This window comes from Caballeronia sp. PC1 (assembly GCF_021353155.1).
In the GTDB taxonomy this organism is placed as follows: domain Bacteria; phylum Pseudomonadota; class Gammaproteobacteria; order Burkholderiales; family Burkholderiaceae; genus Caballeronia; species Caballeronia cordobensis.
In genome coordinates, this window is sequence record NZ_JAJUBH010000001.1 from 503,562 (window position 1) to 518,468 (window position 14,907).

At 65.5% G+C, this 14,907-nt stretch carries 11 protein-coding genes; 7 read left to right on the plus strand and 4 right to left on the minus strand.

The window, feature by feature from the left end:
• Positions 1-76 precede the first annotated feature (76 nt).
• The 5 genes from LY284_RS02465 (at position 77) to LY284_RS02485 (ending at position 6,105) form a co-directional block, all read left to right on the plus strand.
• Entirely contained in the window at positions 77-2,443 is a 2,367-nt protein-coding gene (locus LY284_RS02465; protein WP_233384387.1) for a UvrD-helicase domain-containing protein, read from the plus strand.
• A complete protein-coding gene (locus LY284_RS02470; protein ID WP_233384396.1) occupies positions 2,440-3,192 on the plus strand; it encodes a 5'-methylthioadenosine/adenosylhomocysteine nucleosidase in 753 nt (250 codons plus the stop codon). The genes LY284_RS02465 and LY284_RS02470 overlap by 4 nt, the downstream gene beginning before the upstream one ends.
• 138 nt (positions 3,193-3,330) lie before the next feature.
• On the plus strand, positions 3,331-3,582 hold the full coding sequence (locus tag LY284_RS02475) for a hypothetical protein (RefSeq protein ID WP_233384398.1): 252 nt from the start codon (positions 3,331-3,333) through the stop codon (positions 3,580-3,582).
• A complete protein-coding gene (locus LY284_RS02480; RefSeq protein WP_233384400.1) occupies positions 3,579-4,055 on the plus strand; it encodes a hypothetical protein in 477 nt (158 codons plus the stop codon). The genes LY284_RS02475 and LY284_RS02480 overlap by 4 nt, the downstream gene beginning before the upstream one ends.
• Before the next feature lie 139 nt (positions 4,056-4,194).
• The gene (locus LY284_RS02485) at positions 4,195-6,105 is read left to right on the plus strand and encodes a propionate--CoA ligase (protein ID WP_233384402.1); all 1,911 of its coding nucleotides are present in this window, start codon (positions 4,195-4,197) and stop codon (positions 6,103-6,105) included.
• An 18-nt stretch (positions 6,106-6,123) separates the two neighbouring features.
• Here the strand turns inward: LY284_RS02485 and LY284_RS02490 are convergent, their stop codons facing one another.
• Positions 6,124-7,095 (minus strand): fimbrial protein, encoded by a 972-nt coding sequence (locus tag LY284_RS02490; protein ID WP_233384412.1) that lies wholly within the window; start codon positions 7,093-7,095, stop codon positions 6,124-6,126.
• Between the two features lie 334 nt (positions 7,096-7,429).
• Positions 7,430-8,689: an MFS transporter gene (locus LY284_RS02495; RefSeq protein ID WP_233384420.1), complete on the minus strand. Its 1,260-nt coding sequence runs from the start codon at positions 8,687-8,689 to the stop codon at positions 7,430-7,432.
• 345 nt (positions 8,690-9,034) lie between these two features.
• On the opposite strand from LY284_RS02495, the gene LY284_RS02500 reads away from it, so the two are divergent.
• On the plus strand, positions 9,035-10,696 hold the full coding sequence (locus tag LY284_RS02500) for a methyl-accepting chemotaxis protein (protein WP_233384422.1): 1,662 nt from the start codon (positions 9,035-9,037) through the stop codon (positions 10,694-10,696).
• Between the two features lie 175 nt (positions 10,697-10,871).
• Positions 10,872-11,321: a hypothetical protein gene (locus LY284_RS02505; RefSeq protein WP_233384424.1), complete on the plus strand. Its 450-nt coding sequence runs from the start codon at positions 10,872-10,874 to the stop codon at positions 11,319-11,321.
• A gap of 29 nt (positions 11,322-11,350) precedes the next feature.
• Here LY284_RS02505 and LY284_RS02510 read toward each other — a convergent pair whose 3' ends face one another.
• Positions 11,351-12,823 (minus strand): HDOD domain-containing protein, encoded by a 1,473-nt coding sequence (locus tag LY284_RS02510; protein WP_233384431.1) that lies wholly within the window; start codon positions 12,821-12,823, stop codon positions 11,351-11,353.
• Positions 12,824-12,975: 152 nt separating this feature from the next.
• On the minus strand, positions 12,976-14,838 hold the full coding sequence (locus tag LY284_RS02515; protein WP_045450804.1) for a bifunctional diguanylate cyclase/phosphodiesterase: 1,863 nt from the start codon (positions 14,836-14,838) through the stop codon (positions 12,976-12,978).
• Between the last annotated feature and the right edge of the window lie 69 nt (positions 14,839-14,907).

Below are 14,907 nucleotides of genomic sequence, written 5' to 3' on the forward strand. Positions count from 1 at the left end.
AAAAACGCTGCCATCGGCGCGGTCTTATAATGGTCGGCCCGCCGATTGCGCCGTTTCTCCGTCGTCTGACTTTCCCATGCCCGACCTGCTCGCGAATCTGAACCCCGAACAACTCGCCGCCGTGACGCTGCCGAACGAGCCCGCGCTCATTCTCGCGGGCGCCGGCAGCGGCAAGACGCGCGTGCTCATTACGCGCATCGCGTGGCTGATCCAGCAGGGCTACGCGTCGCCGCCGACCGTGCTCGCCGTGACCTTCACGAACAAGGCCGCGCGCGAGATGATGGCGCGCCTGTCCGCCTTGCTGCCCATCGATACGCGCGGCATGTGGATCGGCACCTTTCACGGCCTGTGCAACCGCATGCTGCGCGCGCATTACCGCGACGCCGGCCTGCCGCAGACTTTCCAGATTCTCGACACAGCGGACCAGCTTTCGGCCATCAAGCGGCTGATGAAGGGCCTGAACGTCGACGACGAAAAGTATCCGGCGAAGAACCTCCAGTACTTCATCAACAACGCGAAGGAGCAGGGTCTGCGTCCGAAAGACGTCGACGCCACCGACGCGTTCAATCGCAAATTCGTCGAGCTTTACGAAGCCTACGACCAGCAATGCCAGCGCGAAGGCGTGGTGGATTTTCCGGAACTGCTGTTGCGCTGTCATGAACTGCTCGCGCACAATCCGCCGCTGCGCGCGCATTATCAGGCGCGTTTCCGCAATATTCTCGTCGACGAGTTTCAGGACACGAACAAGCTGCAATACGCGTGGCTGAAGCTGCTCGCGGGCGAGCACAACGCGATCTTCGCCGTGGGCGACGACGACCAGTCCATTTACGCGTTCCGTGGCGCGAATGTCGGCAACATGCGCGATTTCGAGAACGAATTCCGCGTGCGCAATCTCATCAAGCTGGAGCAGAACTACCGCTCGCACGGCCATATTCTCGACACGGCGAACTATCTGATCGCGAACAACGCGCGGCGGCTCGGCAAGAATCTGCGCACCGACGCGGGCCACGGCGAGCCGGTGCGCGTCTACGAGGCCGCGACGGATTCGCAGGAAGCGGGCTGGATCGTCGAAGAAATCAAGGCGCTCATCAACACGGGCATTGCGCGCGGCGAGGTCGCGGTGCTGTACCGGAGCAACGCGCAGTCGCGCACGATCGAACATACGCTCGTGAATGCGGGCATTCCGTATCGCGTGTATGGCGGCTTGCGCTTTTTCGAGCGACAGGAAGTGAAGCACGCGCTCGCGTATCTGCGTCTCATCGACAACCCGAACGACGACACCGCGTTCGCGCGCGTCGTCAATTTTCCGACGCGGGGCATCGGCGCGCGCTCCATCGAGCAGGTGGCGGACGCCGCGCGTCTCTATAACTGTTCGATGGCCGCCGCCGTGCCGTATGTCACCGGCAAGGCGGGATCGAGCCTCGGCGCGTTCGCGACGCTCATCGCGAAGATGCGCGCCGAGACGCAGCAGATGAGCCTGCCCGAAACAGTCGAATACGTCGTGCGCGCGAGCGGTCTCGCCGCGTTCTACGAAACCGAGCGCGAAGGGCAGGACCGGCTGGAGAACTTGCAGGAACTCGTGAACGCGGCGGCGGCGTTCGTCAGCGAAGAAGGCTACGGCCTCGACACGCCCGCGCGCTCGATTCCGCTGCGCCCCGACGCTACGGCTGCGCCCGAGATCGTCAGCGAGGACGGCGAGATCGAAGTGCTCGATGCGCCGACCATCACCGATCCCGCGCAAAACCCCGACACCATGACGCCGCTCGCCGGCTTCCTGTCGCACGCCTCGCTCGAAGCCGGCGACAACCAGGCGCAAGCCGGCCAGGACGCCGTGCAACTGATGACCGTGCACGCGGCGAAGGGCCTCGAATTCACGGCGGTGTTCATCACCGGTCTCGAAGAAGGGCTGTTCCCGCACGAGAACAGCGCGCAGGAATCGGACGGGCTGGAGGAAGAGCGCCGTCTCATGTACGTCGCGATCACGCGCGCGAAGGAGCGGCTTTATCTGTCGTTCGCGCAAAGCCGCATGCTGCATGGGCAGACGCGCTACAACATCCGTTCCCGTTTCTTCGACGAATTGCCCGAAGGCTCGCTCAAATGGCTCACGCCGAAGATGGAAGCGGGCGCGCGCTGGGGCGGCCGTTCGGACAACGCCGGCTGGGGCCGCGACTGGTTCGCGCGTCCGGGACAGGAACGCGGCGGCGCCGCGGGCTATGCGCGCGATCAGGGCGCGAGCGCTGCGCTGCCGTCGTTCGCCAACGAGCAGCGCGCCGCCGATGCGGGCTTCAAGGTCGGCCAGGCGGTCTTCCACACGAAGTTCGGCGAAGGCACCGTGACCGCGCTCGAAGGCTCCGGCGGCGATGCGCGCGCCCAAGTGCGCTTCAAGCGCCACGGCGAGAAATGGCTCGCGCTCTCGGTCGCGAAACTGCAGGCCGTCGAATGAAGCGGCTCGGCATCATGGCGGCGTTGCCGCAGGAGCTGGGCGATCTGATCGCGCAGATGCGCGCGGCGGGCGAAGTGCGCACCGTCACGCTCGGGCGGCGCGATTATTACGTCGGCGACGCGCACGGCTTGCCTGTCGTCGTGACGCTCGCACGCATCGGCAAGGTGGCGGCGGCCGCGACGGCGAGCGCGCTGATCCACGTTTTCGAGGCCGATGCGATCATCTTCACGGGCGTCGCGGGCGGCGTGCGGGCCGACGTGCAGGTGGGCGATATCGTCGTCGCGGACGCGCTGATGCAGCACGATCTCGACGCTTCGCCGCTCTTTCCGCGCTTCGAGGTGCCGCTGCTGGACCGTTCGCACTTTCACGCCGACGGCGCCTTTTCCGATGCGCTCGCCGCCGCTGCCGACGCGTTCATCGCCGAGGCGGGCCGCGCGCTGTCCGAGCGCTTCGCGGTGAACGCGCCGCGTGTGCACCGCGGGCTCATCGTGAGCGGCGATCGCTTCATCGCGAGCCACGACGCGCTCTTCGCCCTGCGCGACGCATTGCCGGACGCGCTCGCCGTCGAAATGGAAGGGGCGGCCATCGCGCAGGTCTGCTACGAGCACGACGTGCCGTGCGCGGTCGTGCGCACCATCTCCGATACCGCCGACGCGGCCGCGCCCGCATCGTTCGCCGAATTTCTCGCCTCGATTGCCGCGACGTATTCGTCGGGCATTTTGTCGCGCTTCCTGCGCGCCCGCGCCTGACGCGGTCCAAAACCTTGCCGTGACGAGGAATCATCGATAAGGCGCGCCTTCCCGCGCGCTTTTTCTTCTCTTGTAAGTGAGAATGATTCTCAATACAATGAGCATCACGAATGGAGGACCGACATGAGGAGGGCCGACATGACCACCGAATCCGACGCGCGCACGCGCGGTCCGCAAGGCGAGACGCGCGCGATCGCCGCAAATGCGGCGAAGGTGCTCGAAACGACGCGCCGCGCCTGGAGCGATACATCCACCGCGAGCACACCCGCGCCGAAGCAGGACAAGCGCCGTGCGCCGCGCGCGTTGCCGAAACGGCGCGTCGTGCCGCGACGATCCCGCTGGCCGAGTCTCATTGCCGCGCTCAACTACTGGAGCCCGAAACCACTGTGAACGAAGTGACCGCCGCCGACCTGTTCCCGACATCGACCTCCGCGCCCGCGCTCGATGCGCGCCTCTTCGACACGAGCCGCTTTCCGCTCGTGCGCGTGCGCCCGCGCGCCGTGAAGCCCGGCTATGCATTCGCGTGGAGCGCGCAGATGCGCCGCCTCGTGAAGCTCGGGACGCCTTTCGTGCTGGTGGCCGAGCACGACGAAAGCGAATCCGCCGACGACGCGCGCCTGCGCGCCGCGTGGATGCGTACCCATCGCGCGACGCTCGCCGCCTGCTGCCGCGGAATGATCGTGATCGAGCCGCGCATCGAGGCGCGTGCGACGACGCGCGAAACGCTGCGCGCGCTGACCGATGGCAGCGGCGTGCGCACGGTCGTCGTGTCGAGCATGCGGGTTGCGGGCGAACTCGTGCCCGTGCTGCTGAAGCACACGGCATCCGCTGACGACGCCGCCGCGCGCACACGGGCGCTGTAGAACGCCGATCAGGGCGTCCCCTGTCTAGCCGCGTCCGGTGGCCTGCTCTATGCTGTGTCGGCCAGCGTTGGCGCTGTAGCGCTGACTCTGGCCCCATGCACCGCTAAGGCCCGTCAACGCCGCTTTGCAGAGGACGCGCATGCCGACTTACCGAGAAGCGTATCGCCGCTCGATCGACGAACCCGAAGCGTTCTGGGCCGAACAGGCCCGCCGCATCCATTGGCAGACGCCGTTCGACGCCGTGCTCGACGCGAGCCATCCGCCGTTCGCGCGCTGGTTCGTCGGCGGTAAAACGAATCTGTGCCATAACGCGGTGGACCGGCATCTCGCCACGCGCGCGCAACAGGATGCGCTCGTGTATGTCTCGACGGAAACGGGCATCGAGCGCCATTACACCTATGCCGAGCTGCATGCCGAAGTGAACCGCATGGCGGCGGTCATGCGCTCGCTGCACGTGAAGAAGGGCGACCGCGTGCTGATCTATCTGCCGATGATCCCTGAAGCGCTGTTCGCGATGCTCGCGTGCGCGCGCATCGGCGCGATCCATTCGGTCGTGTTCGGCGGCTTCGCGGCGCCGAATCTCGCGGCGCGCATCGACGATGCCGAGCCCGCGCTGATCGTCACCGCCGATGCCGGCGCGCGCGCGGGCAAGGTGATCGACTACACGCCGCTCGTCGACGAGGCGTTGTCGCGCGCCGAATACAAGGTGCCGCAAGTCTTGCTCATCGACCGGCAGCTTGCGCCCGAGCGTCTGCAGGCGAGCTATCTCGTCGCCTACGAGCCGCTGCGCGAACAGTTTTTCGATGCCCACGTGCCTTGCGAATGGCTCGAATCGAACGAGCCTTCCTACATTCTCTACACCTCCGGCACGACGGGCCGCCCGAAGGGCGTGCAGCGCGATGTGGGCGGCTACGCGGTCGCGCTCGCCGCGTCGATGGAGCATATCTTTCAGGGCGCGCCGGGCGACACGATATTCACCGCATCGGACGTCGGCTGGGTCGTTGGGCACAGCTACATCATTTATGCGCCGCTGATCGCGGGTCTGACCACCGTGATGTACGAAGGCACGCCGATCCGTCCCGATGGCGGCGTCTGGTGGCGGCTCGTCGAGCAATACAAGATCAACCTGATGTTCACCGCGCCGACCGCGATCCGCGTCCTCAAGAAACAGGACCCGGCGCTGATGGAGAAGTACGACCTGTCGAGCCTGCGCACGCTCTTTCTCGCGGGCGAGCCGCTCGACGAGCCGACCGCGCAGTGGATCCAGAGCGCGCTGAAAAAGCCCGTCATCGACAATTACTGGCAGACGGAAACCGGCTGGCCGATGATCGCGATACCGCGCGGCATCGAGGAATTGCCGTCGAAGCTCGGCTCGCCCGGCGTGCCGTCGATGGGCTTCGATCTCAGGCTGCGCAACGAGGCGACCGGCGACGTATGCGCGCCGGGCGAGAAGGGCGTCGTGACGCTGGGCTATCCGTTGCCGCCGGGCTGCATGCAGACCGTGTGGCGCGACGACAAGCGCTTTGTCTCCACGTACTGGCAGAGCGTGCCGGGCCACGAGGTCTATTCGACGTTCGACTGGGGCGTGCAGGACGAAGACGGCTACGTGTCGATTCTCGGCCGCACCGACGATGTGATCAATGTCGCCGGGCATCGGCTCGGCACGCGCGAGATCGAGGAGGCGCTGTCGGCGCATCCGGCGGTGGCGGAGGTGGCCGTCGTCGGCATCGCGGATGCAGTGAAGGGGCAGGCCGCGGCGGCCTTCGTGGTGCTGCGCGACGCGGACCGCATCAACGCGCCCGGCGCGCGCGAGGGGCTCGAAGCGGAGCTGTGTCACGCGGTGGATTCGCAGCTCGGCGCGATCGCGCGTCCATCGCGCGTGCATTTCGTGACGATGCTGCCGAAGACGCGGTCCGGCAAGCTGCTGCGAAGGGCGATCGCCGCGCTCGCGGAAGGGCGCGATCCGGGCGAGTTGCCGACGATCGAAGACCCGGGGGCGCTGATGCAGGTCAGGGAGGCGCTGGGAGACGCGCGACAGGGCAAGGCATGACGAGCGCAACGTCGCGCGTCATTGATAGTTCAATGTGAAGACGGCCGTTGCGCGCACGGTGCCTGCCGTGACGGCAGTGGCGCCCGTGCGGATGTATTGAGTGAAGAAGGGGAACGACATGTTGCCCGTCGTGCTGGACGTCAGCATGAGCGGCGTATCGAGCGTGATGGGCGTTTGCGTGGCGTCGAGCAATTGCACGCCAATGGACTGCGCCGTGCCGGCGTTCCCCAATACGCTTGCCATACCGGACGATCCCGATGTCGAGCTGAACACCACCCAGACGTTCACGCCTGCCTGGCAACTCAGATCCAGTGAAAACTGCGTCCTCGCCGCCGTCGAGCCGAGGGCGGGAAACGCCGAGGGACTGACGGTCGCCAGCGTGATCGTCTGATTCGCGGTCGCGGCGGTGACGTTGCAGGTGATCGCCGTGACGGGCGTGTTGTTCGGCACGGACATGGTATAGGCGCCGTCGTTCAGCGGCACGCCCGTGTTGAGCACGCCGGAATAGTAGATTGCACCCACCAGCAACCCGGACGACACCGTGCCGGTTTTCACGAGTTCGAACGACGCCGTGAAGTTGTAGCGGCCGTCCGCGCCGACGTAGCCCAGAACGGAAGTCATCGAGCAGCCGCCAGTTCCAGAGAGAGGATTTCCGTTGGAATCGCGCATTCTCATGCCGACGCCCGCCACGTTCGTCGGGTAGACGCCGGTCATGCCGGACACTTCGGTGCCGCTGCCCGGGCAAGCGACGATAGGCTTGCCGAACACGCCGCTCGATACGCACTTTCCCACGACAGTGAAGGCCTTCACCGTGCCCGGAATGACGTCGCCCACGGCGACCGTGTTCGAGACGGCCACGGAGCCGTAACTGAACACCGCGGGCATGCCGCTCGACGCGGTGCAGTCCGCTCGCGCCTCACCGATCGAACAGGCCGGCAATGCGAGCAACACGAGAATACGAAACAGGCGAAGCCAATTCGTTCGCGTCATTGTTACGTTCTGTGAAGTGAGCGGCGCCGATGTTTCGCCGCGTTTCATGGGAGACGACGGTCGTCATCGTGCGAGCATCGGCGCTGCGGGCCTTGCGCGGCCAGTGTGCAGAAGTATAGGAAACAGCGGTGATTTCAGAAAGACGCGCGCGTGGGCGCAATGCCGCTGTTCTTTCCCGGAATGAAAATGATACGTAGGGCTAACTTATGAAGACTGCTTCATGTCTTGCCGTTACGCCGACGCTGCCGGTCATCGAAGATGAAACGCGTCACAAAGCAAAACGCCCGGCCGATTCAATCGACCGGGCGCATCGCCCATCCAGACCGCAATAACCTCAAGCCTTCGCCGGCGTCTCCTGCGTCTTCGGCAACACCACCGTCAGCACGCCGAGCAGCGGCAGGAACGAACACACCTTGTACACGTAGTCGATGCTCGTCGTGTCGGCGAGATACCCGAGCACCGCCGCGCCCACGCCGCCCATGCCGAACGCGAAGCCGAAGAACAAGCCCGCCACCATCCCGACCTTGCCGGGAATCAGCTCTTGCGCATAAACGAGAATCGCCGAGAACGCCGAAGCCAGCACGAGCCCGATGATCACCGACAAGACACCCGTCCAGAACAGATTCGCATAAGGCATCAGGAGCGTGAACGGCGTGACGCCGAGAATCGACACCCAGATCACGGACTTGCGCCCGACCTTGTCGCCCACCGGCCCGCCGATGATCGTGCCCGCCGCCACCGCCGCGAGAAACACGAACAGATGAATCTGCGCAGCCTGCACCGACAGGCCGAACTTGCTGATCAGATAGAAGGTGAAGTAACTCGTGATGCTCGCGAGATAGAAGTACTTCGAGAACACGAGCAGCACCAGCACGCTCATCGCCATGATGACCTTGTTGCGCGGCAGCGTCGCGTGCGCGACCTGCTTGCGACCCTTCTTCGTCGCCGGATGGCGCTTGTACCAGCGGCCGATGTTGGCCAGCACGAACATCGCGACGAGCGCCGCCGCCGAGAACCACGCGATGCTCTTCTGCCCGTGCGGAATCACGATCAGCGCGGCGAGCAAGGGACCCAGCGACGAGCCCGCATTGCCGCCTACCTGAAACAGCGACTGCGCGAGACCGTGCTTGCCGCCCGAGGCCATGCGCGCGACCCGCGACGACTCCGGATGAAACACCGACGAGCCGCAGCCGACGAGCGCCGCCGCGATGAGCAGCGTGCCGAAGTTGCCCGCGACCGACATCAGCAGCAGGCCCGACAAGGTGAAGCCCATGCCCACGGGAAGCGAATACGGCTTCGGATGCTTGTCCGTGTACAGCCCGACGAGCGGTTGCAGTAGCGAAGCGGTGATCTGATACGTCAGCGTGATCAGGCCGATCTGCCCGAACGAGAGCGCGAACTCGCTCTTGAACATCGGGTAGATCGCGAGAATCAGCGACTGGATCATGTCGTTCAGCAGGTGCGAGAAGCTGATCGCGCCCAGCACGGAATACACGGTGCGTTGTTGCGTGGCCGTGCCCGCGGAACCTGCGGCGGAAGCGCCGGCCGCTGCGCCGGAAGGCGACAAAGCGCCCTTGTCGATGCTCGTTTGCATAGTGGATGGCTGATGAAGAAAGCGGAAAACCGTCTCGGATTTCGATTTTTTTGTCCCCGCGATTTATGCGTGGACTGAATTTCTGACAAGTTTAGGCTGTCCTTTGCGGGTTGTCCTGCCAAGCTTTGTCGCGAATCGGACAGCTTTCGCCGCGCTGCGAACATGGAATTCCATTGATACGACGAATTTTGGCCGGTTATAACCGAACATAGTGGGCGAACGTCTGTTCGCGCGCCATTTAATACGGCTCAAGAAGCCGAAAAACCTGCCGTACTACCGGCGGGGACCAGACCACGGATGCGCCGCACGACGGCTGAGTCCGCAGATCAAAATCGGGGAAGATCGATGAAACTGTTTTCGCTTCGCGGCGCCAAGGACGCGGGCTTCGTAGCGCAGGCCGAGGCCGCGCCCGCACGACTCGACGCCCGCACGACGGGCACACGCGCGTTGTCCGTCAAGGCATCGCTGAGACTCGCGTTCGGGCTCGTGCTCGCGGGCACGCTCGGCATCGGCGCGATCTCGCTCACGCAGATCAGCCGTCTGAACGGCGCGACCGAATCGATCTACACGCAGGGCTATGTCGCGAGCCGCGCGGCCGAAGAAACGCGCGGTTATCTGCTGCGCGCGAGCCGCTCGCAAAAGATGCTGCTCACAGCGACCACCGCCAAGGAACGCGACGATCTCGGCGCGCAGGTCGAACAGGCGCTCGCGGATATCGGCCGCGAACAGACGCAGCTCGCGCAGTACATCGATCACGCGGATCAGGATGCGCTCGCGCAGCAAAAGCGCTTCGCCGCCGCGCTCGCAACGTGGAGCAAGAACCTGCGCACGTTCGTCACGCTCGTGAAGGAACAGCCGCTCGATTTGTCGCAGATGAACTGGCAAGTCGGCACGCAGGACGTGTCGCTGCTCGTCGAAACCGGCAAGCTCGAAAAAATGGTCGATGAACTCGTCGCGCGCCGCGGCGCGGCCGCCAAAGCCACGATCGATTCGGCGTCGTTCATCTTCCATTCGTCGTTCGTGATGGTGTCGGCGCTCACGCTCGCGTTGTTCGCGCTCGCCATCGTCGTGTCCGAATGGGTCGTGCGGCGTCTGGCCGGTCAGCTCGGCGGCGAGCCCGGCTACGCGAAGGACATCGCGCGACGCATCGCGGCGGGCGATCTCGCGCACGAGATCAGGCTCAAGCGCCGCGACGACGCCAGCATGCTGCACGCGCTCGCTGAAATGCGGGCGGGCCTCTCGGCCACCGTTGGCGATATCGCGGCGAGCGCCGAGGCCATCGCGTCGGCATCGAGCGAAATTTCCACCGGCAACGTCGACCTGTCGCGCCGCACCGAAGAGCAGGCCGTCGCGCTCGAAAAGACCGCGGCCAGCATGGAGCAGCTCACCTCGACGGTGCGCCAGAACGCCGACAACGCCAAGCAGGCGAGCACGCTGGCCGCGAGCGCCTCGGAGATCGCGGAGAAGGGCGGCGCGGTCGTGGGCCGTGTCGTCGAGACGATGCAGCGTATCGACGCGAGCGCGAAGAGCATCGGCGACATCATCGGCGTGATCGAGGGCATCGCGTTCCAGACCAACATCCTCGCGCTCAATGCGGCGGTCGAAGCGGCGCGCGCGGGCGAGCAGGGACGCGGCTTCGCGGTCGTCGCGGGCGAGGTGCGCGGTCTCGCGCAGCGCTCGTCGTCGGCGGCCAAGGAGATCAAGGCCTTGATCGACACCTCGGTGTCGCGCGTGTCGGATGGCTCGACCTACGCGCAGGAAGCCGGCGCCACGATGGACGAAGTCGTGAAGGCCGTGCGCCGCGTCACGGACATCATGGGCGAGATCTCGGCGGCGTCGGCCGAGCAGAAGACGGGCATCGAGTCGATCGGCGACGCCGTGACCAAGATGGACGCGAACACGCAGCAGAACGCCGCGCTGGTCGAAGAGGCGGCGGCTGCCGCGCAATCGCTCGACGATCAGGCGCGCGCGCTGAAAACGCTCGTCGGGAAATTCCAGTTGGCCTGAGGCAAAACATCGGGATAGAATCGCGGACGGGCGCGGCAGGGCGCCCGGTCTCGCGAAAGTCTTACGCACCTGCCACGCAGTTCATCGAGCGCATCGAGCGCATCGACTCTGGATCGAACCGCAACGTCGAACCTTTTCAGCCGCAGCGAGAACGGCGCAACAAAGGAACAACGTCATGTGGTCTACATCCTGTCCTGTCTCTTCTTCCGTTTCCGTTTCCAATAGCGACTATCTGCGCGAGCACGCGCGGCGTCTGCTTCGCCACGCCCGCGAAGGCGACACGAGTGCCGCGATGCCCGTGCTGCGCCGCCTGCTCGCCGCGCGGATCACGCGCGCCGAGAGGCTCGCCGACCTGCACGCGATACGCGGCGAACTGCAACTGAAGCATCTCCTCGCGATGCTCGCGGCCGAACTCGGCTATGCCAATTGGGACGTCTGCCAGGCCGATATCGACGCGCACACGGGCGCAATCATCGACCGCTATCGGCTCGACGCCGGCGCGTTCAACGACTTCGAAAAGAACTGGTTTGCGAAGGAGAGCGAAGCGCGCGAGTGGCAGCGCGAACACGGCGGCTATATCGTGCGATACGGCGAGCAGGCCGTGGCGATTCTGAAGCGGGAGTAGGGGGAGTCTGCGCGCAGGAGGGAAGCCGGTCAGATCAGCTCGACTTCCTTCCAGTTCGCGCTATAAAAAAAACGGCTGAGTTCCTTGGTGAGCTCGTTGAGCGCGCTCATTTCAGGCGGCGAGATCTTGCGCACGTGCTGCGGCAGGGTCCAGTCGCCGTAGATCAGCGCGACGGTCGAATCGCCCGATTTCACCGGCAGCAGCACGAACGCCTGCGCCTCGCCGAGCGTGTCCTTGTACCAGCGCGGCAGGCGCGCGTCGATGCGCGCATCGCGGGCGTTTTCGATGAAGATGCCGACCGGATTCGTGATCGCGAGATGAAACACGTCGGGCCGGAATTCGGCGGAAAAGCGCAGTTGCTGCATCATGGGCTCGACGCCCGCGCCGAGACCGAGGCGCGCGTGGAACTCGTTGTTGGCCTGCCGCACGAAGATGACGGTGCGCGACAGATGCAGGCTGCCGAGTATCGATTCCGACGCCATTGCGAGCGCGGGCGCCAACGCGCTTTTCGATGGCAGCGAGCGCAGATCCTCGACACTCGCGCCGATGCGCGCCTCCGCCGATATGTTCGCGCGCGCCATGGCGTCGGCGTTCGCCTGAAGCTCGGAAATCTCGCGGATCACGCCGTCGCTCGCTTCCTCGTTGGCGAGCGCGAGGCTCATCGACATGAGCGTCTCGGCGTCGGTGGAAAGCGGGCCGCTGTAACGGTTCGAGATGTCGAAGACGAGCGACTCGCGGCCGTCCACGGCGACGTTCTGCGCGGTGAGGGCGTCGGCGACTTCGGTCGAATAGTTGGAGATCGCGCGCAGCCAGCGCACGTGCTTCGGCACGGTTTCGTCGACGGGCGCGTTAGGATCGGTCGCGCGCATGCCTTCGCGGATCGTCTCGGGCAGCCGCCAGCGGTCCGCCGCTTCCAGCCCGATTTCGTCGAACGTCACGCCGAGCAGCGCCGCGCACGCCGCGCTGTCCGGAATGTTTTCCGTGGCCGCCTTGCGCCGCAACTGATCCCACTCGTGCTCGAGATAGAACGCCACGAGCAGCTTGCCGATCTGCCGCATCAGCGTGCAGACGACGGCTTCCTCGGCGGAACGCAGATCCTTGTGCTCGGTGAGCTGGCGCGCGACCGCGCCCGAGAGCAGCGTGCGGTTGAGTTCGAGCTTCGCGTCGATACGGCGCGGCGCGCTCTGATGAAAGTGATCGACGAGCTTCAGTCCGACGACGAGATGCCCGACCGCATCCATGCCGAGCACCATCAACGCGCGTGTGACCGTGGTGATATTGCCGCCGAACGCGATGTACATCGCCGAATTGGCGAGGCGCAGCACCTTCTGCGTGAGGCCGACGTCCGACAGCACGACTTGCACGAGGGACGTGAAGTCGAGGTCGTCGTCGCTCATCGCGGAGACGGTCGTGCGCAGCGCCTGGGAAAGCATGGGGAAGTCCCCGCGCTCGCTCATGCGCGACCACAACTTGTCCAATAGTTCGGCCTTGGTGCGTGCCATTGCTAGAAATTAGAACCCTGCTTGCTTTTTCCGGATACGCGACGGCCAACCCGAGGCGATCCAGCAATTCACTCCAGCGCCCAACAACGAAAGATACACGTTATTAGGGGTTTACGGCGCGTTGCTCGATTAGAACACGAACACTCGTCCACTCATATTGACTCGTGCAGCACGAGCGAGTGCGACTGGAACGAGCGCGCCAGCTCGTCCGACGGTAATGCATGGCTGATGAGCCAGCCCTGAATATGATCGCAGCCGAGGTCGGCGAGCAAGTCGCGCTGTGCCTCGGTTTCGACGCCTTCTGCCACCAGCTCCAGTTCGAGCGATTGCGCGAGCCCGACCACCGCGCTCACGATCGCGCGGTTGTTGCGGGACGTAATCAGGTTCTCGACAAAGCTGCGGTCGATCTTGAGCTTCGAAAGCGGAAAACGTTGTAAATAGGCGAGGCTCGAATAGCCCGTGCCGAAATCGTCGACGGCGAAGCGAATGCCGATCGACGTCAGCGCTTCGAGCAGCCGCGTGGCTTCTTCCGGATCGTGCATCAGGAGGCTCTCGGTGATCTCGAACACGAGCCGCCGCGCCTCGATGCCGGTGAGCGCGAGCGCTTCCTTCACCGCCGCGGTGAAACGTTTGTCGCGGAACTGCTGCGGCGACACGTTGACCGAAACGTAATCGAGCCGGATGCCGATCGCGTCCCATTGCATGATCTGCATGCACGCGGCCTTCAGCACCCAGTTGCCGAGATAGTTGATGAGGCCGATCGATTCCGCGAGCGGAATGAACGTCGACGGCGGCACGAGCCCGTGCACCGGATGATTCCAGCGCATCAGCGCTTCCACGCCGACCACCGCGCCCGTGCGGATCTTGGTGATCGGCTGGAAGTAGAGCGAAAACTCGCCGTTGCGCACGGCTTCGTACAGATCGGCTTCGAGCTTGAGGCGCTCGGCGTCGGCGGGGTCGTCGTCGAGCGTGTGGAAGACGAGCGCGTTGCCGCCGGATTCCTTGGCCTGCGCGAGCGCCTGATCGGCCATGCGCAACAGGCTCGTCTGCACGCCGCTGCGCGCGTTCTTGCCCGGCTGATCCGGATACAGCGCGACGCCCACGCTCGCCGACAAATGCGTGTGTTGCCCGCGATGCCGGTACGGCTGCGCGATCGCGGTGAGCAGGCGCCGCCCGAGACTCTCGGCGAGTTCGGGCGTCGTGCCGGGGGGCAGCAGCACGGCGAACGAATCGCCGGCCACACGCGCGACGCGCTCGCCGTGTCCGGCCGTGTGCTGGATGCGGCGCGCGGTCTCGCGCAGCAGTTCGTCGCCGGCGTCGTAGCCGAGCGCGCGGTTGATGCGCTGGTAATCGTCGATATCGAGCAGTACGAGGCCCGCGTGCGTGCGCGTGAGCTCGGCCTGCGCCTGCGCCGCGGCGATCGCGTCCCTCAGGGAGACGAGATTTTCGAGGCCCGTGAGCGCGTCGTGATTGAGCGTGTGCACGAGCGATGCTTCGCGCTCGCGCCAGTGCGCGACGTCGAAGGCGGCGAGCGCGAATCCGGGCGTGCCGCGCGAGGCGGTCGAGACGAGCCGCAGCTCCACGCAGAGCGGATAGGTCAGCGACTTCACGACGGTCAGCGTCGCCGATTCGAGCTTGCCGCTCGCGCGCGCCCGGGCGACGAGCGCGTGCAGTTCGTCCGCTTCCTCGGAGGCGACGAGATCGTGCAGCGTCAGCATGCTCAGATAGTCGCGGTGATAGCCGATGAACTCGATGCTCGCGTCCGACACATACTGGAAGCGCAGCGCGTCGTCGAGCTGCGCGAGGAAATCGACGGCGCCGAGCGTGGCTTCGGGCACGCCGGGCAGAACGGGCGTGGCCGGGGCGGCGGCGGCGGGCGGCTGCGGCTCTTCGAAAGGCGCGTCGAGCTCGCGCTCCGGCAGCGCGCGCTTGGCGCCCGGCCAGACGCGGGCGAGCGCATCGAGCGCGATGCGCCACGGTGCGCGGCGGGAGACGTTGATCCGATTCGCTTGCATGGTCTCGTAGGGGTTTCGGGCGGCAGCGCTCGCCGGTCGGCGAGTCGGCGCGCGGAACGCGCCGTGTGC